This window comes from Dysgonomonas mossii (genome assembly GCF_004569505.1).
Classification (GTDB): domain Bacteria; phylum Bacteroidota; class Bacteroidia; order Bacteroidales; family Dysgonomonadaceae; genus Dysgonomonas.
Genome location: NZ_SPPK01000001.1, coordinates 230,830 through 255,021 on the forward strand (window position 1 = coordinate 230,830; position 24,192 = coordinate 255,021).

The following is a 24,192-nucleotide window of genomic DNA, read 5'->3' on the forward strand; positions in this document are numbered from 1 at the left end:
ATCTTTGCTCGGGAATAAGAATTTTTACATTATTACAATATAGCTTTTCCTAAAGCTAGGATCGAGCATAACTGCTTGACCGTTACAGACTTTTATTAGACTATTACTGACTTTATTAAAACTACAATAATGAAATTTCGATTAGGATTAGTTGTACTACTCTTCTTGCCTTTACTTATAAAAGGGCAATCTACTTCGCCAGATGTCGTGTTTTACTCGAAGGGTAAAATGTACGTTAAGTACGGAAGTGAGACTGATGGAACGCAGTCTAAGTCAACAACTTTGTATGTTAAAGGTTCTGCTGAGTTTGCTGATGGTTCAGGCATAATTCAGAATGGCCGTACAGAGTTGACCGGGGATTTTATTAATGGAAAAGATCCCGGAGTTCAAGGTAATGGTGCTGATGTTGGCGGTGAGTATGCGCATCTGTTTAAAGACCCCAATACGAGCAGCGGTGTGGTAGCTTTTGTTGGTAAGGATAATAAACAAACGATTAAAAGGTCTCCAAGTCTTTTTGCTAACAAAGGTTCTCAAAAAAAATACAATTATATAGCTTTCCCGACATTGCATGTTGATAAAACAGTAACAGATATTAATGCTGCTGATCCTCGATTGGTAGGATTTGTGGCTGTTGATACATCTGCTGCCGTTGTCGTGAATAAATTATTATCACCACTCAATGGTTCTAATGTTTTGGGAGGTAATAGATTTGTTGTAGAGGGAGGCTATGATGCTACGATTACGCAAAAAATGAATCTGGGGCAGGCACTTATCGTAAGTGATACCGGTTCAGACCTTCCCGGATATAGTCAGGTAAATTTAACATATTACAAATATAATGGTACCAGTGAGGATGATGGAGCTATAAATTCTTCGACTCATGAGGCTGCTACCGGAGCTAATACACTCCGTAAGACAGTAAACGGGAAAGTATGGAATTACTTGACAGGGTTTACTCCACCATTTGAAGAAATGGGTACAGACTATTTGTTTTATCATGTATTTATGAAGCCAAACAAAAATAGTCTGACTTCTAATCAAGGAACGATTCTAGATCCTCTATACAAGATGAAAGCCGGATACGGGTACTTTATGAGTATGGATGTGACGGATTACGGAAGTAAGAATGTTGACGATAGATGGGCTGCTTTGAACGTCAAATCTGCCAATAGAGCAAGAGGAGGTTTTGAATTCAATCGCCGACTGATGAGATATCACTTCACTAAAATAAGTGGTAATACAATTACCGGTGGAGTTCCTAATCCTGAATCTACCGATTATTTAATGGGCTTTGCTCGCTTTTCACCGGATTTGGCAGGTACAAAATCAGGAGGTTGGAAGGGTTTAGGTGATTGGCCTGATTTTGGAAGAGATAGGATCGAATTGCTCGAAACTGAAAAGTTTAAAACGGATGCTGTAACAGTGACTCTGGAGCAAGGACTTAACTTCTTAGGAAATCCGTTCATGGCGCCAATCAGTTTGAATCCGTTATTAGGATATGATATCAAAGGGACTTCACTTGGCACAGATTTAAGTGCCGGCGTTTTGGATGTGTCGCAATACTTTGGGCAAGATGTAAATACATCTGCTAAAAATGAAACTACAAAAAATGTGTTGAGGTCTAAATATTGGATTGTAAATAATGGTTTGATCAGATATGACAATAGTGATAAGCTATATCATATGCAGGTTAGCTATGATTATATCAGTACAGATGGAGTTACTGTAACCGGTGGATCGGCTGATCCGGCTGATCTAGGCCGGAATATTGTAGATCCTCTACAATTCTTAATTGCCCCTATGCAAATGTTTATTGTACAGGCTAACAAAAGTTTTGATATTTCATTAAGCCCTGCTTTAAGAACATTTGGAACAACACGATATTTGAAAAGTGGTGCTACATCTAATTTATTATCAGACTTCTTTGTGGTTGAAGTTGCCAGCTCTACCGATAAGGCCGCAGATAGAACTGCAATAGTACTGCGTGATAACGCAAAAATGACAAGTGATGACAATCTGGATACGCCGAAGAATTTCTCTAAGTCGATTACTGTACCAAATGAAAGTGATAAGATATATCCTGAAGAAGGTTCTACTTTTATCTACACAAAATCGAGTGACGGTGTAAATATGTTAGGGAATGTAGTTCCGCTAAATATTAAAGAGTTAGCATTGTATGTAACTCCTCCGGCTACACAACAGACAATGTCTTTGAATTTTTACAACTTGGAGAATGTTACATCTGTTCAGGATGTTTGGTTGATAGACCGTTACCAGAATAATAAAACAGTGAAATTGACACCTGGTACATCTTACAATTATTCTTCTGGGCCGTCTGATCTGAAAAGTGTAGATGAAAATCGATTTATATTACGCTTTTTCGAAACTAAAGATATTCTAGAAGACGAAACTACCGAAATAACCTGCTATTACAATGAACCGGTATTGCATATTTCCGGCTTGAATGAGAAAGATGTGAATAGCGATGTGTTGATTTATGATATGCAAGGACGATTGATGGGAAAAACCAGAGTAGGTAAAAATGACTATCCATCAATGGAATATTCTAAAACATTAAACTTAGGAACATACATAGTAAAAATAGCAGGAAACAGAACTTTTACAACAAAAGTTGTGAACTTACACAACTAGCTTTTTAGAACACAGACGTACGAAAAATATAACAAATGAAAACAAAACTAGTGATATTTGTGTTTTTGATAACATGCTTTGGGCTCTCTATACCAATGATTTCAATAAATGCTGCAGAGACGGATGCGATGGATGCGCAAGTAATATCCAGCAAGTCTCCTTCTGCCGTAACCTTATCAAAGATTGAGAATTTATCAATTGCAAGCAGGACAGATAATTCTTCGATGGCTACAACACTAAATAAAGTAGGTGGTACAAGAGCTCTTACAGACTGGGGGACAGATCCAGACTTGCCCGGACAAGGAGGTGAAGTAACAGACCCGGGTCAAGTAGGAGAAGCAGCTCCGATAGGAGATATTACACTTCCTATAATTCTATTTGCGTTAGTTATTTATTTCGCTTATAGAGGAGTTACGACTTCAAAAAGAAGAAATAATCTTTAATGCATACAAGTCTATAAAGATAAAATAGGAGAGTGTTAATCAATATTCTCCTATACTAATAGCATGAAAGTCCCATTCGTCGTAAGATAAATGGGACTTTTGTATGTTTATATCAATAAAAATTACTTTTCTATCCAATTTATGATTTTATCACAAAAAGGATCTTCTCGTGGAGCGACAAAATCTACAAGTTGACCATTCTCATCAATCATAAATTTCTGAAAATTCCATTGTACCTCTGCATCCATTTTCCCGTTCTGTGATTTTTCTGTCAGCCATTTGTAGAGTGGTGCTTTTTTGTCCCCTACTACGTCTATTTTGCTCATCATAGGGAACGATACATTATAGTTGAGTGTACAGAATGTTTTTATTTCTTCATTTGTACCGGGCTCTTGACCATTAAAATTATTAGCAGGAAAACCTATTACGACAAAGTTCTTGTCTTTATATTTTTCGTAAAGGTCTTGTAACTTGTTATATTGAGGAGTAAGCCCACATTTAGACGCAACATTTACCACCAAAACCTTTTTACCTTTTAGGCTCGAAAGGTCAAAATTGTTACCGTCAATATCTTTCACTTTAAAATCATATAAGGATACTTGCGCTATCATAACTGTAGAAATTATACTGAATAGAGTTGTTAAAATTAAATGTTTCATATTGTATTATTATTTAGTGACTGTAATTAAAACAACTAGTATATGCAGAATGTTTTGTTAATAAATATAGAATAGATGTGCTGCATCTTCATTATATTTAATAGTATTTGAAGCTGTGTTTCGTTGTATCTTTTCTAAAAAGATTACCTTTACGGCGTCAAAACAAAATAATATGGATTTTAATTTAGAGATATTTTCCCTGGTTTTATTTATCGGGGCATGTTTTGCCGGATTTATAGGTTCGCTTACAGGTTTAGGGGGAGGTGTGATTGTAATCCCTATCTTAACCCTTGGATTTGGTGTAGATATAAGATATGCAGTAGGAGCTGCATTGGTTACATCTATTGCCACATCTTCAGGAGCGGCCGCGGCATATATAAAAGAAGGGATAACCAACGTGCGCATTGGTATGTTTCTCGAAATAGCAACGACAACGGGAGCTGTTGCAGGTGCAATTGTAGCTATGTATCTTGATAAGATGTATATCGCTATAATTTTAGGTGTTGTTCTTATTTTTTCTGCGATACGTTCTGTGTCAAAGAAAGAAGATGGCATCGATTACTCTGCTCCGGGCGATAAGTTGGGCGAAAAGTTGAAACTAAATGGTTCTTACCCAACCAAAGATGGGAAGGTAGAAAAATATAATGTTCATAATGTAATTGGAGGGTATTCTCTGATGACGGTTGCGGGTGTTTTATCAGGGCTGCTTGGTATTGGCTCAGGATCACTGAAGGTATTGGCTATGGATACGGCAATGAAAATACCTTTCAAGGTATCTACAACAACCAGTAATTTCATGGTTGGTGTAACAGCTGCAGCCAGTGCTGTGATATACTTTCAACGAGGATATATCGATCCGGGATTAGCTATGCCTATTGTTGTGGGAGTCCTTTTGGGGGCATTCTTTGGCTCTAAAATACTACCTAAAGCAAATGTAAGAAATTTAAGACTGCTATTTAGTGTTGTCATTTTCTTCTTGGCTGTTTCTATGATTTATAATGCTTTAACCGGTAAAATGTAATAAGATGAAGAAAGTTTTTTCTAAAGAGTTTTGGGAAGAAAGAGACATGGAGCTTCTTATTGGCAAGTTGCTGCGATATGGAGTTATGTTAGCTTGTGGTATTACCGTATTTGGAGGTTTGATCTATTTATTCCAAAATCACGGTTTGCCTATCGAGCATTATAAACCTACACCAGATGATCAGCCCTTTCCGGGAGTCTCTCAATATCTACGTGAGTTGTCAACGATTATTCCTCGAGTATTAGAGTTTGATGGTGCAGCCATCATACAATTAGGTGTTTGTGTGCTCATTGCCACGCCTATTTTGCGTGTAGCATTTTCGGTGATAGGTTTTCTTATTGAGAAAGATTATATGTACGTGGCGATAACCATCGTCGTATTATTAATTATTGTAGCCAATATGGTTTTAGGATTACACTGATATGAAGAAGACAATATTTCCTTTTTTATTATTTATATCTATTTCTTTATTTTCTCAGTCAACGAAAGAGAAAGGTTTTGCAACAATTAATAAAGAAAGCGCAAAAGCATATATTGGCTTTCTGGCAAGCGATGCAGTAGAAGGCAGAGAGGCCGGTAGGCATGGTGGACGTGTTGCCGGAGAATATGTGAAGTCTGTATTGCAAGATATGGGGCTTAAACCTCTGAATGAGGATTCTTATTTCCAGCCTTTTGAAGCATATAGTCCCGAGAGACAAAAAAGAGTGCGTTTTTCGGTTCATCCTGATTCTATTCAGAAGTATAGTCAACTTCCGGCACATCGTAAGTTAGAGTTAAGGAATGTATTGGGGTATATTGAAGGTAAAAATAAGAATGAATATGTTGTAATGGGTGCTCATTACGATCACTTAGGTATGGATGAAGTCCTTGATGGGGATAAGATATATAATGGAGCCGATGATAATGCTTCGGGAGTTTCTGCTGTATTGCAAATAGCGAAAGCATTTCTTGCGAGTGGAGAAAAGCCCGAACGTACAATTATTTTTGCACTATGGGATGCTGAAGAGCTGGGACTGTTAGGCTCGGAGTATTTTATGCAAACATGCCCTTTCGCATCAGATATTAAAGGATATGTTAATTTTGATATGATTGGACGTAACAATGATGAGCAGAAACCAAAGTATGTTGTGTATTTCTATACCGAAGCACACCCTCAGTTTGGTGAATGGCTGAAGAGTGATATTAAGACATACGGACTAGGCTTGGAACCTAATTATCGCCCTTGGGATAAGCCTATTGGCGGTAGTGACAATGCTTCATTCGCAAAAAGAGATGTTTCTGTGATTTGGTATCATACAGACGGACATCCCGATTATCATCAACCGAGCGATCTTGCCGATAAAATAAATTGGGATAAACTTGTCGAAATAACGAAAGCTGCTTATCTTAACCTCTGGAATTTAGCAAACTTAAAAACATATTAAATTATGAGGCTGAAACTTATCCTTGTCGCACTCTTTTTTATGCCATTTTCTTTATTTGCACAAACACCTAAAGAAAAAGGTCTGGCAGAAATAACTTTGCAAAAGGCAAAGGAGTATATAGGGGTTTTGGCTAGTGATAGTTTAGAGGGGCGTAAAGCCGGCGAATCGGGTGGTTTGAAGGCTTCAGAATATATAAAAAGTACACTTCAAAAAGTAGGTGTTAAGCCTTGGAGAGATACTTATTATCAACCTTTCGAAAGTGATCGCTATCCTTCTCTAAAGATGCGTAACGTATTGGGATATATCCCCGGAAAGTATCAGGATGAGGTTGTGATAGTTGGTGCACATTACGATCATATAGGTGTAAAAGCAAACAAAACCAATGATAGTATATACAATGGAGCTGATGATAATGCTTCGGGGACATCGGCGATTTTGCAGATAGCAGAAGCCTTTTTGGCTTCGGGCGAAAAACCATTACGCACTGTAATTTTTTCTTTGTGGGATGGAGAGGAATTGGGCTTATTGGGTTCATCTTATTTTGTCGAAGATTACTCCAAGAACATAACTTTTCCTTTACTCACAGCTCCTAAAATAAGAGGCTATATCAATTGCGATATGATTGGTAGGAATAAGACGGAGGCTGATTATAATTATGTAGCATGTTTTTTCTCTCCTGAGAAACCTGTGTTTAAAGAATGGTTGCAGAACGATATTGCTGCATATAATTTGAATCTGGTTCCCGATTTTCGCTCTATGGATGATTCTCCGGGAGGAAGCGATCATATTCCTTTTTCGATGAGGAAGATACCTGTTATATTTTACAATACCGATTTGCATGAAGATTACCATAAGCCTACCGATCATGCCGATAAAATTAATTATGAGAAAGTCGTAGATATAACTAAAGCCACCTATCTTAATTTGTGGAATATGGCTAATCTAAAGGACTTCTAGTTAGGATATCGTATATAAGTTTCCCGGGAGGGTTCTTATTATTCCTTTCATTTCCATCTCCAGTAATGTAGAAAACAGTGAGTATGCGGGAACATCAAGCTCCCTGGCTAATTGATCGATATGTATAGATTCTTTTTCTGATAATTTATTAACGATGGCTTGCTCATCATCTGACAATATGGTGAAAAGACTTTGTTGGATAGGGGCTTTCTTCTTTTTGGGTGATTCGTTATCCCAACCCATTTGTTGCAGGAAATATTCTGTTGATCGGAACAAATCGGCTTTGTGTGATGAGATAAGCTTATTGCACCCTTGAGAATATTTATCAGTCATTTTTCCCGGAACGGCAAACACATCTTTACAATATGAATTGGCAATTTCCGCCGTAATCAACGAACCCCCTTTTACGTCAGACTCAACAACAATAACAGCATCGGCAATGCCTGCTACTATCCGGTTTCTTTTTACAAAATTGTATCGGTCGGGTTCTGTATTGCTTGGGAATTCAGAAAGTAACCCTCCTTTAGCGACCATTTCTCTGGCTATTTGCTTGTGTACATGCGGGTATATTCTATCTAAGCCATGAGCTAGTATCCCGATTGTCGGCAAATTATGTTTCAGAGCGGCTCTATGTGCATTAATATCTATTCCGTAAGCAAGTCCGCTAACAATTAGGGTATTAGGTAGCAAGTGTGCAATTTCTTCCAGAAAAGTATCACAAAAAGTATTACCATAATTTGTGGAGTTTCTTGTCCCTACTATGCTTATTACCTTCTCTGTGTTGAAATCGATATCTCCCTCAAAATAAAATAAGACAGGAGCATCTGCGCACTCTTTCAGTCGTTTAGGGTAGTCCGTCTGATTGATGAAGTAAGTTTTAAGTTTGTTCTTCTCTATAAAAGAGAGTTCTTTTTCTGCTTTTATAAGAACCTCCGGATTAAGTATGCCATCAACCAGCTTATGAGAGATTCCTGTTTTTGCGATCAGAGTTTTTCTATTTGTTTTGAATATAGCTTCCTCGTCACCCATAATCTGTAAAAGATTGCGAGCAGTAATATCACCCACTCCCGGAATGAGGGTGAGGGCAATCTGATAAATGCGTTTATCAGAGGAAAGGTTCATTTCTTTAAATAGATTCTTTTAAAGGGTCAAAGATCTGACCATCTTTCATATGTACGGTTCTGTCTGTTATAGAAGCCAGATTTTCGTCGTGAGTTACTATAATGAATGTTTGTCCTAATGTATCGCGAAGCTTAAAAAATAATTGATGTAGTTCTTCTTTATTCTCTGTATCGAGGCTACCCGACGGCTCATCAGCCAAGATAATCGCGGGATTATTAATTAAGGCACGTGCTACAGCAACACGTTGCTTTTCGCCTCCCGATAGTTCATTTGGTTTATGTCCAAGTCTATCGGCTAAGCCCAGCATGTCGAGTAATTCTTTTGCTTTTTGCTTTGCCTGAGAATCCTTAACTTTTCCTATCAGTGCAGGTATCATTACATTTTCCAACGCTGTAAATTCGGGTAAAAGCTGATGGAACTGAAATACAAATCCAATGTTTTTGTTTCTGAAATCAGACAGTTGGCTATCTCTTAGTGAGTTCAGTTTTTGTCCATTAATGTATACTGTACCACTGTCAGCCTTATCCAGTGTCCCTATAATTTGCAGAAGGGTCGTCTTTCCGGCTCCACTAGCACCTACAATCGATATTATCTCCCCTTTTTCTACATGAAGATCTATGCCTTTGAGAACTTTAAGCGAGCCAAAACTTTTAGTTATTCCTTCTACAGTAATCATTTGTTTTATTTTATACCAATACCGAAATAGTCAAATCCTATTTCGTTCATCTCTTGTTTGTTGTATATGTTTCTTCCATCAAAAACGACAGGTTTCTTCATGGTTTTCTTTATTACTTCCCATGTAGGCAAGCGGAACTCGTTCCATTCGGTAACCATTAATATCGCATCCGCTTCTAATGTAGCATCATAGATATCTTTTGCGTATGTAATGCTGTCGCCTAGAATTCGTTTGGCCTCTTCCATTGCAACAGGGTCATAAGCCTTAACTTTTCCTCCTGCTTCTAAAATCTTATCAATGATAACCAGCGATGGAGCTTCACGCATATCATCCGTTTTTGGTTTAAATGCTAGTCCCCATACGGCAATAGTTTTTCCTTTTATATCGTTATCATAGTATTTCATTAGTTTCTCGAAGAGAATTTTCTTCTGGAACTCATTCACTTCTTCAACCGCCTCAAGGATTTTCATTTCATAGCCTAGATTTTGAGCTGTATGGATAAGTGCTTTTACATCTTTCGGAAAGCAGCTTCCACCATATCCGCATCCGGCATATAAAAACTTAGAACCGATGCGCACATCTGCTCCGATTCCTTTTCGTACCATATTGATGTCAGCTCCTACAATTTCGCACATATTAGCAATATCGTTCATAAAGCTGATTCGGGTAGCCAACATAGCATTCGCTGCATATTTTATCATCTCGGCCGAAGGAATATCGGTATATATAATGCGGTAGTTGTTCAATGTGAAAGGTTTGTATAATCTTTCCATCAATTGCTTGGCTTGGTCAGACTCAACACCAACTACAACACGGTCGGGTTGCATAAAATCTGTAATGGCTGCACCTTCTTTCAAGAATTCAGGATTTGAAGCCACATCGAATTTTAGATCCGTTAAACCTCTTTTGTCTAATTCGTCCTGAATGGTTTTCTTTATCAGCTTGGCTGTGCCTACAGGTACTGTACTTTTGGTTACAATAACCATATATTTGTTTAGTTCTTGTCCAATAGTACGTGCTACATCAAGCACATATTTCAGGTCTGCACTCCCATCTTCATCGGGAGGTGTGCCTACTGCTGAGAATACAATATCAACCTCGTTGAGGATAGAGCTAAGCTCGGTCGTGAAATTTAGGCGTCCCGCTTTATGATTGCGTTCTACCATTTCGTCAAGTCCCGGCTCGAAAATAGGAATGATACCATTCTTTAGTTTATCTATCTTGTTCTGATCGATATCAATACAAAAAACTTCTGTTCCCATTTCAGCAAAGCAGGTTCCCGTGACGAGACCTACATAACCTGTACCAACAATCGCGATTTTCATGCCTGAATTAAATATTATAAATAACTAAATATTTGTAGTGCTTAATTTTGAAATACAAATATAGTATTAATCTTTTATCTTAAATCTATATTTGGCTCTGTCTGTTAAAAGAAATATGTAACACTCAGCTTTAGGGTTCTGTTGTATAAAAGATATTGGTCATATACAATATTATATAAATCATGAAGGTAATTGAGAGCAAACTGATAATTGTTGTGTTCTATTCCGAGTAATATCTTTCCTGTACGGACTATCAGTCCCTGCTATTAATCCCATAATATCTTACCGACGTATAGATCCAAACCCAAATATCAAGCGATAATCGTCTTTAATAGCCCATTTTTCTCCGAAGTTAAACGTTAAGTTTGCATAGAACCGTCTTCGTTTTAAAGTTCTATCATTAAGCCTTCGCTTTACTGCAAAGGTTTAATATGTATATTATAAAGCTGTAATAAAAGGCGTTTGCTATTTTTCCTTTTTCTTTCTATATATTGTCAGTTTTCATTACCTTTGTATGCCTATTATAAGTCAATCATTAACTTGAAATAAAAATATGGTTTCTTTCTTTCAAACCCCTTCCGGGAACATTATTGCTGTTCAAACAAGCTCCACCCTCAACGATGATTTTATCCAACGCCTGACATGGGCATTCAGTGGTGCAACTATGCTTGATTCTGATGAAGTTTCAGGCTTTTTTGTTGGTCCCCGCCGCGAGATGATAACCCCATGGAGCACAAATGCTGTGGAAATTACCCAGAATATGGGAATAGAGGGAATCGTGCGTATCGAAGAATTTTTTTCTGTCGCAAGTACTGATGCAGAGCATGATTCTATGCTCCAACGTATATACAATGGGCTTAATCAGCGTATTTTTACAATAGATAAGACGCCGGAACCTATTATAGAAATAGATGATATCGAAGCATATAACCAGCAGGAAGGTTTAGCCTTAAGCGAAGATGAGGTTGAATATCTGAACAGTGTAAGCCAACGATTGGGGCGTAAGTTGACAGATAGCGAGGTTTTTGGATTCTCTCAGGTGAATTCAGAGCATTGCCGCCACAAAATATTTAATGGAACATTTATCATTGATGGTGAAGAAAAAGAAAGTTCTTTATTTAAACTGATAAAAAAGACATCTCAAACCAATCCGAACAAATTAGTTTCAGCATATAAAGATAATGTAGCCTTCAATATGGGGCCTCAAATAGAACAGTTTGCTCCTACAGAAGGTGACAAGCCAAGTTATTTTGAGGTAACACCGATCAAATCGGTTATCTCACTGAAAGCCGAGACGCATAATTTCCCTACAACCGTAGAGCCGTTCAATGGTGCTGCTACCGGTTCGGGTGGTGAAATACGTGATCGTCTGGGTGGTGGTAAAGCATCCTTGCCTATTGCAGGAACAGCTGTTTACATGACTTCTTACCCAAGAACCAAAAAAGGAAAAGCATGGGAGGAAGCAATTGAAGAAAGACCTTGGTTATATCAGACCCCGGAGGAGATATTGATAAAAGCATCTAACGGAGCTTCTGATTTCGGTAATAAATTTGGTCAACCGCTCATTTGTGGGTCATTACTTACATTCGAGCATGAAGAAAACAGAAAGAAATTTGCTTTCGATAAAGTGATTATGCTAGCCGGAGGGGTAGGCTACGCCAACAAGCGCGATGCGCTCAAAGGTGAACCTAAACCCGGAGAAAAGGTAGTAATACTGGGAGGTGATAATTACCGTATCGGTATGGGTGGTGGAGCTGTTTCGTCTGTTGATACAGGTCAGTACTCAAGCGGAATAGAACTGAATGCCGTACAGCGTGCAAATCCCGAAATGCAAAAGCGTGCAGCTAATGTTATTCGTGCTTTAGCAGAATCGAAAGAAAATCCGATCGTGTCTATTCACGATCATGGAGCAGGGGGACATTTGAATTGCTTATCGGAACTGATAGAAGCGACCGGAGGAAAGATAGATGTTTCTAAGCTGCCAGTGGGAGACCCTACTTTGTCTTCGAAAGAGATTGTAGGAAATGAAAGTCAGGAACGTATGGGCTTGCTTATCCCCGAAGAAGCTGTAGACAAAATAGAACGAATCGCTCAGCGTGAGCGTTCACCGATGTACGTAGTAGGTGAAACTACTAACGATATGAAGTTGGTGTTTGAACAGGCTGACGGAAAACGTCCGATAGACTTGAAGCTGGAAGACTTTTTTGGTAAAGCGCCTAAGACAATAATGCGCGACGATACCCTTGAAGAAGAATATACGAACCCGGAATATGATCTCTCAAGACTTGAAGACTATATAAAGAACGTGCTACAGTTAGAGGCTGTTGCTTGTAAAGACTGGTTGACAAACAAGGTTGACCGTTCGGTGACAGGTAAAGTTGCCCGCCAGCAAACGCAAGGAGAAATTCAGTTGCCACTGAGTGACCTTGGGGCTGTGGCTTTAGATTATAAAGGAAAAGCAGGAATTGCAACATCTATAGGACATGCGCCTCAGGCTGCGATGGTAGACCCGGCGGCAGGTTCGGTGCTTGCTATTGCCGAATCGCTTACAAATATAATTTTTGCACCTATCGAAGATGGGTTGAAGGGTATTTCTTTGAGTGCTAACTGGATGTGGCCTTGCAAAAATCCGGGAGAAGATGCACGCTTATACAAAGCTGTAGAAGCATGCTCTGAGTTTGCTTGCGAACTGGGAGTAAATATTCCTACAGGTAAGGACTCTCTTTCGATGACTCAGAAATACGGAGACGAAAAAGTGTATTCACCGGGTACTGTGATCATTTCAGCAGCAGGTGAAGTAAAAAATATACGCAAGATTGTTTCTCCTGTATTGGCATATATAAAAGGAACATACCTTTATTATATAGATTTCTCTTTCGATACCTTCAAGCTTGGAGGTTCGGCTTTTGCTCAGACTATGAATAAGCTGGGAGAGGAAGTGCCAACCGTTCAGGATACTGAATATTTCAAAAATGCATTTAACGCTGTTCAGGAGTTAATAGACAGGGGATTGATACTTGCAGGACATGATATCTCAGCCGGAGGTCTTGTTACAGCAATGCTTGAAATGTGTTTTGCAAATCCTCAGGGAGGTCTTGAATCTCGCTTAGATAAGCTGCATCATGCAGATATAATAAAAGTATTGTTCTCCGAAAATCCGGGTATTCTTATTCAGGTAAAACATCATCATCTGGTAGAAAAAATCCTTGATGATTATGGTATTGGTTTTGCTATTATTGCCAGACCAATAGAGGAGAGAAAACTGGTAATTCAGAAAGATGCGTTTGTTCAAGAATTTGATATAGACGAGCTGCGTGACGTATGGTTCGAATCTTCATACTTGCTGGATAAAAAGCAAAGCGGAGAGAAGCTAGCTGCAGAGCGTTTCCAAAACTATAAAAATCAGCCATTACAGTTTAACTATAATCCATCTTTTACAGGCAAATTTGCTCAGTTTGGTATCGATCCTGACAGGGTGAAACCTACCGGACTAAAAGCTGCCATTATCAGAGAGAAAGGAACTAATGGAGAACGTGAGATGGCATATTCCTTGTATCTTGCAGGGTTTGATGTGAAGGACGTACATATGACAGACTTAGCTTCTGGTAGAGAAACGCTTGAGGATATCAATCTGATTGTATTCTGCGGTGGCTTCTCTAATTCGGACGTACTTGGTTCGGCTAAAGGTTGGGCAGGAAGTTTCATGTACAACGAAAAAGCGAAAGAAACTCTTCGCAAGTATTACCAACGTGAAGATACATTGAGTCTTGGTGTGTGCAACGGTTGTCAGTTGATGATGGAGCTTGGGCTGGTATATCCAGACCATGATGTGAAACCTAAGATGGAACATAATGCTTCTCATAAGTTTGAATCTACTTATGTGAGCGTAGAAGTTCCACAAAACGAATCGGTAATGTTTGGTTCTCTATCGGGCAGTAAGCTTGGTATATGGGTCGCGCATGGTGAAGGACGTTTCTCGATGCCAAAGGCTGAATCGGAATACAATGTTATAGCTAAATATATTTACAGCGAATATCCGGGCAACCCTAATGGTTCTGACTATGATATTGCAGGTGTTGTATCTAAGGATGGACGTCACTTGGCTATTATGCCTCACCTTGAACGCTCTTTGTTCCCTTGGCAATGTGCATATCTGCCATTCGAACATCGTAGAGATGATTTTACTCCTTGGATAGAAGCATTTGTAAATGCAAGAGAGTGGGTGAAAACCGTAAAGAAGTAAACTTATAAAATAAATTGATAGAGGCTGTTACGGAAGTAGCAGCCTTTGTTTTTTGCAATCGTTTGCGAAGATAAAGAATTATTATTTATATCCTCTTGGTTATGATGTGTATATTAAATGACTAGTTTTACTTAAACTAATTCAGTATATGTCATGAAAAACAAATGCCTCTTTCTTTTCGCTTTTGTTCTTTTTTCTTCATTCTTGAAGAGCCAGACCTTATATAATTCAGAATATAATTATATCCAAAAAAAAGGAATGGATCCTTCGCAGTATCTTGTCTCTAAGTTTCAGCGTTATGATCTGGTTTTGCTAGGCGAAGATCATGCTATCAAAGATCATTTGGACTTTGTGAAAGATTTAATCCCCGGACTGTATGAAAACGGAGTGACGAATCTTTGCATGGAATTTGGAGCTTTTGAGATGCAAAACAAATTAGATTCTTTAATGAATGCAGAAGAGTATAATGAGCAACTTGCCCGGGATATGATGTTTTACTATAATGTAGGGTGGGCATATAAAGAGTATACAGATATATATAGAAAGGTTTGGGAGTTTAATAAGACATTGCCTGCCGACAAGAAGAAGTTCAGGATCGTTAATCTCAGTTATCAGTATGATTGGACTAGATATAGTTTCCCCCGAACTCCTGAAAATATGAGTAAGGTGTTTTATCTGGGAACTCCGGATGATTTCAGAACTAAGATTATAGAAAAAGAAATAATTGCTAAGCAGGAAAAGGCTCTTGTCTATATGGGATCGGTACATGTTTTTTCGAAGTATTATTTGCCGATACTAAAAATGAATAACGATAATTTTTGCGATTATGACACCGGTTTTGTCGGAAATAGGCTTTATCGGAAATATCCTCAAAAAATATTTAATATAATGTTGCACTTTCCTTTCCAAGCTAAAGACAAATCAAAAGTTAATTGGGTATCTCCTGCAGATGGTGCGATTGAAGCCATTATGGCTATGAATAATGATAAGCGTGTCGGGTTTGATCTGAAGGATACGCCATTAGGCAAACTGCCCGATAATAGCTTTTTCAGTATGTGTTACAATGATTTTCGCATGGAAGATTTCTTTGATGGCTATATATTTATAAGTCCATTCAGAAACTTGCAGGGCTGTACTATAGATTCTTTATACTTTGAGAATAAAGATTGGGCAGAAATCAAAAAGCACATGCCCGATCCCGATTGGCGTACGGCAAAAGATGTCGACGAATATATTAAGCAAATAAGTGAATATGTAGATGTTAAGAAACGATACTCGGATGTAATACAGAAATAGCAGCATCGTGATTTTTAATGCCAAGAGAATAATATTAACTTTGTATTGAGAAATATAAGATTAATAATGGCAAATATAAAAGATTCCTTATTCGAACAGGCAATGAAGGTGCGCGACTATGAATGCGATGCACAAGGTATTGTCAATAATGCGAATTACCAACATTACTATGAAGTTGTGCGCCATGAATTTTTGGAAGAGCATAATCTTAATTTTTATGAGCTGCATCAGCAAGGTATAGATGCAGTAGTAGTGAGTGTATATATACGCTACAAGCACTCTTTGCGTGGTAGCAACGACTTTATTTGTACCGTTGATTCTATCGAAAGGGAAGGAATACGATATATTTTCAATCAGAAAATAGTTCGTTTAAGGGATAACAAGGTTTGTTCTACAGCTCGGTTTGAGATTGCCTGTATGGTGAATGGTAAAGTAGGAAAGCCTCAAATTTTTGATAAGATTTTGGGTAAATATATTGTACAGTAGATAACGCAATATTAGCTGATACGCTTATGGCACTCACGTTTGAAAACAAAATGAAAGTTCGCGACTATGAATGCGATTCGCAAGGTGTGGTTAATAATGCTATTTATTTGCATTATTTTGAGGCTACACGTCACGAGTTGATGGAGAAGTGTGGACTTCGTTTGCGTGATCTCACCGAAGCGAATATACTACCTGTGGTGCGTAATGTAAATATTAGCTATAGGAATTCTTTACGGGGATCGGAAGAATTTGTGTGTAGTGTTAAGATCATGCGCAAAGGTCTTCGGTATCTTTTTCATCAACAAATTATCCGTGTGGGTGACAACACTTTGTGTGCTGATGCTGTTATAGAGGTAGTTTGTTTGATGAATGGTAAAGTGGCAAAGCCGGATATGTTTGACAAGGCTTTTGCTGATTATATAAATTGGGAATAAGAAAAAATGAATTCAAAAATAACATTATATGTTGCCCGTCACGGCAAAACGTTGATGAATACTCTTGATAGAGTTCAAGGGTGGTGTGATTCTCCTCTTACTGATGAGGGGATTGATGTAGCACGTTATTTGGGACATGGTCTCAATGATGTGGTATTTAGAACTGCATATTGTAGTGATCTTCGCAGGACAAGACAAACCGTAGAGGTTATCCTGGAAGCCAAAGGGCAAAAAGATATACCTGTATATGAACTGTCCGGACTGCGTGAGGCGTGCTTTGGTGGTTTCGAAGCCGATTTCAATCATACGATGTGGAATAGTGCGGCTCTTTATCTGCATTACACATCTGTAGATGCAATGTATAAAGATATATTAGCAAAGAAAATCAATTACAGAGATGTGTTGAATGCCATAAAGAAAATTGATAGGCTGGGCATGGCGGAAAATTTTTCTCAGGTAGAACAACGTACTCAGGCTAGTTTGAAAGAGATTGCCGAAAAGGAGATGCGAAAAGGAGATGGTAATGTCCTTGTTATATCACACGGAATGAGTATATTGTCAATGCTTCTCAGTTTGGGCGGCGACAGATTATTTACCAAGCCATTGGATAATGCAGCGGTATGTAAAGTCACTTATCAGAATGGTGAATTTACAGTAGAGTCGATGGCTGATATGAGTTATGTAGAAAAAGGGAAACTGATGATAGGAGTAGAGGTGTAAAACTTCTACTCATTCAATAACTTGTTAAGAAAGTCGTCGAATTCACGATCAAACTTTTCCATCAGGTCGTTATCTAACTTGATTGTCGAATCTTCGTTTATCAGCAACAATTCTTCTATTACCTCAAGATTGTCGTCGGCATAATTTACAGAGAAAGGCTTGTATAAATCTAAAGATGAAAACATTTCTTCTTTATCCAAGTCTTCTGTAACTTCTCGTAGAATAGAAATAACCTTATCGTCGCTCAACTCTTCAACTTTATCTACCCAGTCGAAAATAACGATTTCAGCGACTTTGTTCTCTTCATCATCATAGAATGCAACTTCACCACTTTCTTTATCTACAGTAATAAATACATCGGTGAGTGAGCTGCCTTGATAATCTTTTGATAGGGTATCTATTGCCTCTACAAAAGTGCTTTTGATCAGTGATGACGGACTTTTATGAACTTCTTCCATTGGCTTTTTTTCAGCTACAAAGTTATTTTATACGAAAGTACGAAAAATATTCTATTCTTTCTTATTAAGATTATTATATATTAAAATCCAGAAAATGTTCACCTGTTTTTAGGGTATTGTGTATCCTGATTTCTGCATTTTGCTGTACTAATGAATATGGTACCACACTCTTTGTCAGCCAAGCGTTACCTCCGATGGTAGAGTCGTGTCCTACAACGGTATTACCTCCCAAAATTGTAGCTCCTGCATATATAACCACATTGTTTTCGATGGTCGGATGCCTTTTTTCGTTCGCCAATCCTTTAGTCACAAATAAAGCTCCGAGAGTAACGCCTTGATATATTTTTACATTATCGCCGATGATTGTTGTTTCACCGATAACGATCCCTGTGCCATGGTCTATATAAAAAGCTTTTCCTATCTCTGCTCCGGGGTTAATGTCTATCCCCACTTTCGAGTGTGCATATTCTGAAAATAAGCGAGGGATAATCGGCGTTTTCATCTTGTAGAACTCATGCGATATACGGTAAACTACCTGCGCAAAAAAACCGGGATAAGTTAAGATTACCTCTTCTATCGATTTTGCTGCCGGATCGTTTTTGTAATATACTTCCGCTTCGTCATATAGTTGGTCTTGTAGTTCCGGCAGATGAGAAATGAATTTTCCGACTGTTTCTTCTGCTTGAGCCCTATCCAGCAAAGCCGAAATATTCTCCACCATAATGGAGTAAAAGTAATACAGCTTTTTCTCTCTCGATTTCTCCTGATCGCAAATTGGGAATAGTACACGGTGTATCAATGTGTTCAAAGCATCTTCCAGTTCTATTCTGTTAATTGGTAAATGTTTTGATTCTGCTCTTAATTTATTCGCTATTTCGTAAATATTAGTCATGATTTTCAGTGTTGTGGAAAACAAAAATAAGAATTAAAACAATATCTCTGGAAATTTGATAATGTTAAATTATTATATGTTATAAATCATGCTATTATAGATGAATTTTTTAAAAATAAATTGATATAAATAGCTTCTTTATTTATATTTTTGTATAGTAAAATAACCGACATAATCCTTTATATTATGAATATTAATGACATTTTATCATCTTTAGAGGCAAGACATCCAGGAGAATCCGAATTCTTGCAAGCAGTAAAAGAGGTGCTTGTATCCATCGAAGATGTTTATAATCAACACCCCGAATTTGAAAAGAACCGGATTATAGAACGTCTGGTAGAGCCAGACCGCATATTCACATTTAAGGTGCCTTGGGTAGACGACCGTGGCGATATTCAGGTGAATATCGGCTATCGGGTACAATTCAATAATGCAATTGGCCCTTATAAAGGAGGTCTAAGATTTCACGCTTCGGTAAATCTTTCTTCACTCAAATTCTTAGGGTTTGAGCAGACGTTTAAGAATGCACTTACTACTTTGCCGATGGGTGGAGGTAAAGGAGGATCAGACTTTAGTCCGAGAGGAAAGTCAAATGCCGAAATTATGCGTTTCTGTCAGGCTTTTATCCTTGAGCTTTGGCGCAATATTGGCCCTGATACAGATGTTCCTGCCGGAGATATAGGTGTGGGTACTCGTGAGATAGGCTATATGTATGGTATGTACAAAAAGCTGGCTCGTGAAAATACCGGTACTTTTACCGGAAAAGGATTGGAATATGGAGGTTCATTGGTACGTCCTGAGGCAACAGGATTTGGCGCTCTCTATTTTGTGAATGAAATGCTTAAAGCAAAAAATATAGACATTAAAGGCAAGACTGTTGCTGTTTCGGGTTTTGGCAATGTAGCGTGGGGTGCAACACTCAAAGCTACTGAGCTGGGTGCAAAAGTGGTGACTATCTCCGGACCTGACGGTTATATATATGATGCAGACGGAGTGAGTGGTGAAAAGATAGAATATATGCTTGAGTTGCGCGACTCGGGTAATGACATTGTAGCACCTTATGCAGAGAAATTTCCGAATGCAGTATTCCATGCAGGCAAAAAACCTTGGGGTGAAAAAGTGGATATCGCTTTACCTTGTGCTATACAAAATGAGCTGAATCTTCAGGATGCTCAGGCTTTGGTAGCTAATGGTGTGACTTGTGTAGCCGAAGTATCTAATATGGGTTGTACGGCAGAAGCTGTAGACTTTTTCATCGAGCAGCATGCGCTCTTTGCTCCGGGTAAGGCTGTGAATGCAGGCGGCGTTGCTACATCGGGTTTAGAAATGAGTCAGAATGCAATGCATATACAATGGGGTGCCGAAGAAGTTGACCAACGTTTGCATGGTATTATGAAAAATATACATGGACAATGTCTCAAATTTGGAAAAGACAACGGTGAATATATTAATTATGTGAAAGGAGCCAACGTTGCCGGATTTATGAAAGTAGCCCGGGCAATGATAGCACAAGGAGTTATATAATAACTGATTTTGTAAATCAATCGTTTGAAGAGCCTTTTAAATTCATGTAATTTAAGAGGCTTTTTAATTTGTAGTTGGAAACTGTATTATCCTGAAAGGTTTTAGATATCGTTCGGAATTAAACTGCCGAAATTTATCTGTCTCACTTGTTACTGTAAGCCCGAACTGCATAAAAAAATATATTCTTAATTACTTCCTTAATTATTGAATTTTTACTTACTTTGCAGTTCAAAGTGAGGCATTTATACTAAATTTCGTATATGGTAAAGAAACTGTTGAAATGGGTTAAAAGAATTGTAATATTTCTTTTTCTATTCAGTATATTTCAAGTCGTTTTATTCAAATTTGTTCCTGTATACTATACTCCGTTGATGGTGTGGAACAATATGGGGCAATTGTTCTCGGGAGAAGCTGTCGTTTGTCATCACAAATGGGTTTCGATAGATAAGATTTCAGGTTACCTGCCACTTGCCGTAGTCGCTTCCGAAGATAACTTATTCCTCGACCACTCAGGATTCGATTTCGATCAGATAGAAAAGGCTTTGAATGAGGCTGAAAAAGGAAAACGACAGAGGGGTGCAAGTACAATCAGTCAGCAAACAGCGAAGAATGTTTTTCTTTGGTCGGGTCATTCATATATTCGCAAAGGGCTGGAAGTATATTACACATTCCTTATAGAACATATTTGGGGTAAAGAACGTATTATGGAGGTCTATCTCAATTCTATCGAGATGGGTAAAAATATATATGGTGCTGAGGCTGTCGCTCAGGTGAATTTCAGGAAATCGGCAAAAGCTCTTACTGCGGGCGAATCGGCGCTGATAGCAGCAACGCTTCCTAATCCTATCCGATTTAATTCGGCAAAACCATCTGCTTATATACAAAGGCGTCAGGCTAAAATATTAGACCTGATGTGGAAAGTAAAGCCTGTAGAATTTGACAAAGAGGAGAAGAAAGAAGTAAAAAAAAGCGTCAAGAAAAATAAGAAGTAAAGAACCTGCCCTATGAAAGCAAACGAAGCTATACAAATACAAGAGAAGAAATTGATCCTAAAAATTAGGGTATTAGTTCTCTTCTATATATTTGCTTTATTCTTTTGGGGGATAACAGCATTTCCGATAGAGACGGAGCTGAAAATTATATGCGGTCTGCTTGGTATATCTTTGGATGTGTCTCCTGATGTGTATACAGGATTTACAGGATGGATTGCTACAGTAACGAATGGCGTGATTGACACAAATCATAATTACCCGTTTTTTTCTTATGGTACAGACTGGATGGCATTCTCACACCTTGTTATAGCTGTGGCTTTTATAGGTCTTTACGTCAAACCTGTACGAAATATTTGGATTGTATATTTTGCAATGATAGCTTGTGCAGGAGTTATTCCCTTAGCTTTAATTTGTGGCGCAATACGAGGACTTCCTCTTTGGTGGAGATTAATCGACTGCTCTTTTTGTGTGTTCGGATTAATACCGCTATACTTCTTGCATGTATATATAAAGAGGCTCGAGAAGCTCATCGACTATACGCCTACAAAATATTGATGAGAAATTAATTGTATATCAACAGCAATGAGCTGATTAATATAAAAAAAGAGAAAGATTCAATCTTTCTCTTTTCTTGTTCTTTAAGCTCAATCTCTTATTTCTTTACAGAGAATTTATAGATTGTTTCACTTGTATATTTCTCACCCGGGCGTAGAGTTGCCGAAGGCCAGTCTTTTTTGTTCGGTGTATCAGGATATTTTTGAGTTTCTAGACAAACAGCAGCACGGTATTGATTCGCTTTGCCTTTTTTCCCTTTGTCTTTACCATCCATAAAGTTGCCCGCATAGAATTGCAGCCCCGGTTCGGTAGTATATGTCTCTAATACGATCCCTGTTTTAGGCGATTCTAGTGTGGCTGCTACTTTATTGATGTCTCCACCTGTATTTAATACCCAGTTGTGGTCATACCCTTTGCCGTTTTTCAACTGAACAAAGTCGTAATTGTCTATTCTTGCACCAATAGCAGTCGGTGTGCGGAAATCCATATCTGTTCCTTCTACAGGAAGTATCTCGCCTGTAGTCATAAATGTAGAGTCTACCGGAGTATATTTGTCAGCATTCAGCATGAGTAACCAATCCGTATTTTTTGAGTCCGGATCACCATCCATATTGAAATATGTATGGTTTGTCAGATTTACCACTGTTGGTTTATCTGTTTCAGCTTCGTACTTGATGTCAATAGCGTTGTCATCTTTCAATGTATAAGTGATTTTGGTTTTTAAGTTTCCCGGAAAACCTTCCTCACCATCTTTCGAAAGATAAGTCAGTTCGATTGTTTTATCATCTATTTGATTGGCATCGAATACTACAGTATGAAAACCTTTGTCGCCGCCATGTAGCGTGTGACCAAAGTTGTTTTTAGGCAAGTCATATTTTACACCGTCAAGTTCGAAAGTTCCGTTTCCGATTCTGTTTCCGTAGCGACCTATTGCCGCTCCGTAATTATTTCCGGGTACATTAATATAATCTTGTATAGAATCGAAGCCGATTACAACATCTTTTTTATTACTATCCTTGTCCGGCACGAGTACAGAAACAATGCGTCCTCCGTAATTGGTGATACATACTTCCATTCCGTTTGTATTTTTCAAGACAAACAGGTCTACTTTTTTACCATTTACTTCTGTTTCAAAATTCTTTTTGTCGAGTCCCGACTCGGTCAATTTGCTTACGGGAACTTTTTCTGTACAACTAACAGCCAACAGTAATACTGTTAATACAGCTAAACACGTTTTCTTCATAACTTAGATTTAATTATTATTTAAGAGGATTTGCTTTTACTCCTTCGTTGGTGATAACCACAGGTTTTATATATCCGTTTTCGTCAAACTGCATTTCATCGATACAGGTAACTCTGTGGTTTCCGTCTGTCTCCGTAAGAGGGCGACGATGATATACGATATACCATTTGTCCGATTTCGGTTCATGTATCACAGAGTGGTGTCCTGCACCTGTAGCTACTTTCGGATCTTGCTGCAGAATCTTACCTATGCGTTTGAATGGTCCGAACGGACTGTCTGCGATGGCGTAAGCTACGCTATAGTCAGGGCCTGTCCATCCGCCTTCCGACCACATAAAGTAATATTTATTGTTATGTATAAACATAAATGGACCTTCAACATAGTTTTCGGGTGTTACTTCTTTATAGATTGTTCCATCTTCGAATGGAACTAAGCCTGTGAAGTCATCATTCAATTTGGCTACATTACAATGTTTCCAGCCACCATAATAGATATAGTAGCTACCATCTTTATCCTTAAACACAAACTGATCGATAGGTTGTGCTCCATTGTAAAACTTGTCGATCAGAGGTTTGCCAAGGTAGTCCTTGAATGGTCCTTCCGGTTTGTCGGCAACAGCTACACCAATGCCGCCGTACTCGTTATCACTTTGTATATCATTCCCTCCAAAGAAAAGAAAATACTTGTTGTCTTTTTTGAGAATTGCCGGAGCCCACATGGCTCGTTTAACCCATTTTACAGATGCAGTGTCGATTATCCGTTCGTGTTTAGTCCAGTTTACAAGGTCTGGCGATGAAAAGGCATCCATAAAGACTTGCTCGTCATATGGTGCAGAATAAGTCGGGTATACCCAATATTTGTCATCAAAGATTATGCCTTCAGGGTCGGCATACCATCCTTCGATAATTGGGTTTCCTGCAGTGACTTTTTGTTCAGGGTTGGCTTGCTTGGGCGTACAAGCCTGCATGATAGAGAGACATGCAAAAATAAGTAAATAATTGTTTTTCATTTAATAATACATTTTTTATTACCGAACCATAAAAATAGGACTTTTTTGATTAGATAGATTC

At 38.3% G+C, this 24,192-nt stretch carries 22 protein-coding genes; 14 read left to right on the plus strand and 8 right to left on the minus strand.

Translation table 11 applies throughout. The features are described 5' to 3' along the window. The first annotated feature begins 129 nt into the window (after positions 1 to 129). Both E4T88_RS01155 and E4T88_RS01160 read left to right on the plus strand, forming a co-directional pair. The gene (locus tag E4T88_RS01155) at positions 130 to 2,652 is read left to right on the plus strand and encodes a T9SS type A sorting domain-containing protein (protein ID WP_135103667.1); all 2,523 of its coding nucleotides are present in this window, start codon (positions 130 to 132) and stop codon (positions 2,650 to 2,652) included. Between the two features lie 35 nt (positions 2,653 to 2,687). Continuing rightward, a complete protein-coding gene (locus tag E4T88_RS01160; RefSeq protein WP_135103668.1) occupies positions 2,688 to 3,095 on the plus strand; it encodes a hypothetical protein in 408 nt (135 codons plus the stop codon). Between the two features lie 122 nt (positions 3,096 to 3,217). On the opposite strand, the gene E4T88_RS01165 is transcribed toward E4T88_RS01160, so the two are convergent. After that, a complete protein-coding gene (locus E4T88_RS01165) occupies positions 3,218 to 3,754 on the minus strand; it encodes a glutathione peroxidase (RefSeq protein WP_135103669.1) in 537 nt (178 codons plus the stop codon). 172 nt (positions 3,755 to 3,926) lie between these two features. Between E4T88_RS01165 and E4T88_RS01170 the strand changes: the two genes are divergently transcribed. The 4 genes from E4T88_RS01170 to E4T88_RS01185 are packed head-to-tail and all read left to right on the plus strand — an operon-like array spanning position 3,927 to position 7,156. Beyond that, positions 3,927 to 4,775, plus strand: a complete 849-nt coding sequence (locus E4T88_RS01170) for a sulfite exporter TauE/SafE family protein (protein ID WP_135103670.1) — start codon at positions 3,927 to 3,929, stop codon at positions 4,773 to 4,775. Positions 4,776 to 4,779: 4 nt separating this feature from the next. Beyond that, positions 4,780 to 5,196, plus strand: coding sequence for a DUF1634 domain-containing protein (locus E4T88_RS01175; protein WP_006842252.1), 417 nt, complete (start codon positions 4,780 to 4,782; stop codon positions 5,194 to 5,196). Position 5,197: 1 nt separating this feature from the next. Further along, positions 5,198 to 6,199: a M28 family metallopeptidase gene (locus E4T88_RS01180; RefSeq protein ID WP_135103671.1), complete on the plus strand. Its 1,002-nt coding sequence runs from the start codon at positions 5,198 to 5,200 to the stop codon at positions 6,197 to 6,199. A gap of 3 nt (positions 6,200 to 6,202) precedes the next feature. After that, on the plus strand, positions 6,203 to 7,156 hold the full coding sequence (locus E4T88_RS01185) for a M28 family peptidase (RefSeq protein WP_135103672.1): 954 nt from the start codon (positions 6,203 to 6,205) through the stop codon (positions 7,154 to 7,156). Here the strand turns inward: E4T88_RS01185 and dprA are convergent, their stop codons facing one another. The 3 genes from dprA to E4T88_RS01200 are packed head-to-tail and all read right to left on the minus strand — an operon-like array spanning position 7,157 to position 10,279. Continuing rightward, positions 7,157 to 8,278 carry a DNA-processing protein DprA gene (gene dprA / locus E4T88_RS01190; protein WP_135103673.1) on the minus strand — a complete coding sequence of 374 codons (1,122 nt, stop codon included), beginning with the start codon at positions 8,276 to 8,278 and terminating at the stop codon, positions 7,157 to 7,159. Between the two features lie 4 nt (positions 8,279 to 8,282). Beyond that, a complete protein-coding gene (locus tag E4T88_RS01195; protein WP_135103674.1) occupies positions 8,283 to 8,954 on the minus strand; it encodes an ABC transporter ATP-binding protein in 672 nt (223 codons plus the stop codon). 5 nt (positions 8,955 to 8,959) lie between these two features. Then, entirely contained in the window at positions 8,960 to 10,279 is a 1,320-nt protein-coding gene (locus E4T88_RS01200) for a UDP-glucose dehydrogenase family protein (protein WP_135103675.1), read from the minus strand. 553 nt (positions 10,280 to 10,832) lie between these two features. Here E4T88_RS01200 and purL point away from each other — a divergent pair. The 5 genes from purL (at position 10,833) to E4T88_RS01230 (ending at position 17,458) form a co-directional block, all read left to right on the plus strand. Further along, positions 10,833 to 14,522, plus strand: coding sequence for a phosphoribosylformylglycinamidine synthase (gene purL / locus E4T88_RS01210; protein ID WP_135103676.1), 3,690 nt, complete (start codon positions 10,833 to 10,835; stop codon positions 14,520 to 14,522). 258 nt (positions 14,523 to 14,780) lie between these two features. Further along, positions 14,781 to 15,818, plus strand: coding sequence for a ChaN family lipoprotein (locus E4T88_RS01215; RefSeq protein WP_167755416.1), 1,038 nt, complete (start codon positions 14,781 to 14,783; stop codon positions 15,816 to 15,818). Positions 15,819 to 15,884: 66 nt separating this feature from the next. Further along, entirely contained in the window at positions 15,885 to 16,304 is a 420-nt protein-coding gene (locus E4T88_RS01220) for an acyl-CoA thioesterase (protein WP_135103678.1), read from the plus strand. 26 nt (positions 16,305 to 16,330) lie between these two features. Then, a complete protein-coding gene (locus tag E4T88_RS01225; RefSeq protein WP_135103679.1) occupies positions 16,331 to 16,738 on the plus strand; it encodes an acyl-CoA thioesterase in 408 nt (135 codons plus the stop codon). Between the two features lie 6 nt (positions 16,739 to 16,744). Then, positions 16,745 to 17,458 (plus strand): histidine phosphatase family protein, encoded by a 714-nt coding sequence (locus E4T88_RS01230; RefSeq protein ID WP_135103680.1) that lies wholly within the window; start codon positions 16,745 to 16,747, stop codon positions 17,456 to 17,458. A 5-nt stretch (positions 17,459 to 17,463) separates the two neighbouring features. On the opposite strand, the gene E4T88_RS01235 is transcribed toward E4T88_RS01230, so the two are convergent. After that, entirely contained in the window at positions 17,464 to 17,916 is a 453-nt protein-coding gene (locus E4T88_RS01235; protein WP_135103681.1) for a hypothetical protein, read from the minus strand. Between the two features lie 73 nt (positions 17,917 to 17,989). Beyond that, positions 17,990 to 18,808: a serine O-acetyltransferase EpsC gene (epsC, locus tag E4T88_RS01240; protein ID WP_135103682.1), complete on the minus strand. Its 819-nt coding sequence runs from the start codon at positions 18,806 to 18,808 to the stop codon at positions 17,990 to 17,992. A gap of 186 nt (positions 18,809 to 18,994) precedes the next feature. Between epsC and gdhA the strand changes: the two genes are divergently transcribed. From gdhA to E4T88_RS01255, 3 genes are all read left to right on the plus strand, one after another. Next, positions 18,995 to 20,332 carry an NADP-specific glutamate dehydrogenase gene (gene gdhA / locus E4T88_RS01245; protein ID WP_135103683.1) on the plus strand — a complete coding sequence of 446 codons (1,338 nt, stop codon included), beginning with the start codon at positions 18,995 to 18,997 and terminating at the stop codon, positions 20,330 to 20,332. 260 nt (positions 20,333 to 20,592) lie between these two features. Next, positions 20,593 to 21,324 carry a monofunctional biosynthetic peptidoglycan transglycosylase gene (gene mtgA / locus E4T88_RS01250; RefSeq protein ID WP_135103684.1) on the plus strand — a complete coding sequence of 244 codons (732 nt, stop codon included), beginning with the start codon at positions 20,593 to 20,595 and terminating at the stop codon, positions 21,322 to 21,324. A 12-nt stretch (positions 21,325 to 21,336) separates the two neighbouring features. Then, entirely contained in the window at positions 21,337 to 21,879 is a 543-nt protein-coding gene (locus E4T88_RS01255) for a hypothetical protein (RefSeq protein WP_135103685.1), read from the plus strand. Between the two features lie 97 nt (positions 21,880 to 21,976). Here the strand turns inward: E4T88_RS01255 and E4T88_RS01260 are convergent, their stop codons facing one another. Together E4T88_RS01260 and E4T88_RS01265 are read right to left on the minus strand one after the other, a co-directional pair. Beyond that, positions 21,977 to 23,122: an aldose epimerase family protein gene (locus E4T88_RS01260; RefSeq protein WP_135103686.1), complete on the minus strand. Its 1,146-nt coding sequence runs from the start codon at positions 23,120 to 23,122 to the stop codon at positions 21,977 to 21,979. Positions 23,123 to 23,138: 16 nt separating this feature from the next. Beyond that, the gene (locus E4T88_RS01265; protein ID WP_135103687.1) at positions 23,139 to 24,131 is read right to left on the minus strand and encodes a glycoside hydrolase family 43 protein; all 993 of its coding nucleotides are present in this window, start codon (positions 24,129 to 24,131) and stop codon (positions 23,139 to 23,141) included. Positions 24,132 to 24,192 lie beyond the last annotated feature (61 nt).

What these genes read in the sequence shown, in the direction of transcription:
- E4T88_RS01160 (WP_135103668.1), top strand. Translation starts at nt 2,688, where the DNA reads ATGAAAACAAAACTAGTGATATTTGTGTTTTTGATAACATGCTTTGGG.
- E4T88_RS01235 (WP_135103681.1), bottom strand. Translation starts at nt 17,916, where the DNA reads ATGGAAGAAGTTCATAAAAGTCCGTCATCACTGATCAAAAGCACTTTT.
- E4T88_RS01230 (WP_135103680.1), top strand. Translation starts at nt 16,745, where the DNA reads ATGAATTCAAAAATAACATTATATGTTGCCCGTCACGGCAAAACGTTG.
- E4T88_RS01225 (WP_135103679.1), top strand. Translation starts at nt 16,331, where the DNA reads ATGGCACTCACGTTTGAAAACAAAATGAAAGTTCGCGACTATGAATGC.
- epsC (WP_135103682.1), bottom strand. Translation starts at nt 18,808, where the DNA reads ATGACTAATATTTACGAAATAGCGAATAAATTAAGAGCAGAATCAAAA.
- E4T88_RS01220 (WP_135103678.1), top strand. Translation starts at nt 15,885, where the DNA reads ATGGCAAATATAAAAGATTCCTTATTCGAACAGGCAATGAAGGTGCGC.
- dprA (WP_135103673.1), bottom strand. Translation starts at nt 8,278, where the DNA reads ATGAACCTTTCCTCTGATAAACGCATTTATCAGATTGCCCTCACCCTC.
- E4T88_RS01165 (WP_135103669.1), bottom strand. Translation starts at nt 3,754, where the DNA reads ATGAAACATTTAATTTTAACAACTCTATTCAGTATAATTTCTACAGTT.
- E4T88_RS01265 (WP_135103687.1), bottom strand. Translation starts at nt 24,131, where the DNA reads ATGAAAAACAATTATTTACTTATTTTTGCATGTCTCTCTATCATGCAG.
- E4T88_RS01260 (WP_135103686.1), bottom strand. Translation starts at nt 23,122, where the DNA reads ATGAAGAAAACGTGTTTAGCTGTATTAACAGTATTACTGTTGGCTGTT.
- E4T88_RS01185 (WP_135103672.1), top strand. Translation starts at nt 6,203, where the DNA reads ATGAGGCTGAAACTTATCCTTGTCGCACTCTTTTTTATGCCATTTTCT.
- E4T88_RS01170 (WP_135103670.1), top strand. Translation starts at nt 3,927, where the DNA reads ATGGATTTTAATTTAGAGATATTTTCCCTGGTTTTATTTATCGGGGCA.
- E4T88_RS01175 (WP_006842252.1), top strand. Translation starts at nt 4,780, where the DNA reads ATGAAGAAAGTTTTTTCTAAAGAGTTTTGGGAAGAAAGAGACATGGAG.
- E4T88_RS01195 (WP_135103674.1), bottom strand. Translation starts at nt 8,954, where the DNA reads ATGATTACTGTAGAAGGAATAACTAAAAGTTTTGGCTCGCTTAAAGTT.
- E4T88_RS01180 (WP_135103671.1), top strand. Translation starts at nt 5,198, where the DNA reads ATGAAGAAGACAATATTTCCTTTTTTATTATTTATATCTATTTCTTTA.
- mtgA (WP_135103684.1), top strand. Translation starts at nt 20,593, where the DNA reads ATGGTAAAGAAACTGTTGAAATGGGTTAAAAGAATTGTAATATTTCTT.
- E4T88_RS01215 (WP_167755416.1), top strand. Translation starts at nt 14,781, where the DNA reads ATGGATCCTTCGCAGTATCTTGTCTCTAAGTTTCAGCGTTATGATCTG.
- purL (WP_135103676.1), top strand. Translation starts at nt 10,833, where the DNA reads ATGGTTTCTTTCTTTCAAACCCCTTCCGGGAACATTATTGCTGTTCAA.
- gdhA (WP_135103683.1), top strand. Translation starts at nt 18,995, where the DNA reads ATGAATATTAATGACATTTTATCATCTTTAGAGGCAAGACATCCAGGA.
- E4T88_RS01255 (WP_135103685.1), top strand. Translation starts at nt 21,337, where the DNA reads ATGAAAGCAAACGAAGCTATACAAATACAAGAGAAGAAATTGATCCTA.
- E4T88_RS01155 (WP_135103667.1), top strand. Translation starts at nt 130, where the DNA reads ATGAAATTTCGATTAGGATTAGTTGTACTACTCTTCTTGCCTTTACTT.
- E4T88_RS01200 (WP_135103675.1), bottom strand. Translation starts at nt 10,279, where the DNA reads ATGAAAATCGCGATTGTTGGTACAGGTTATGTAGGTCTCGTCACGGGA.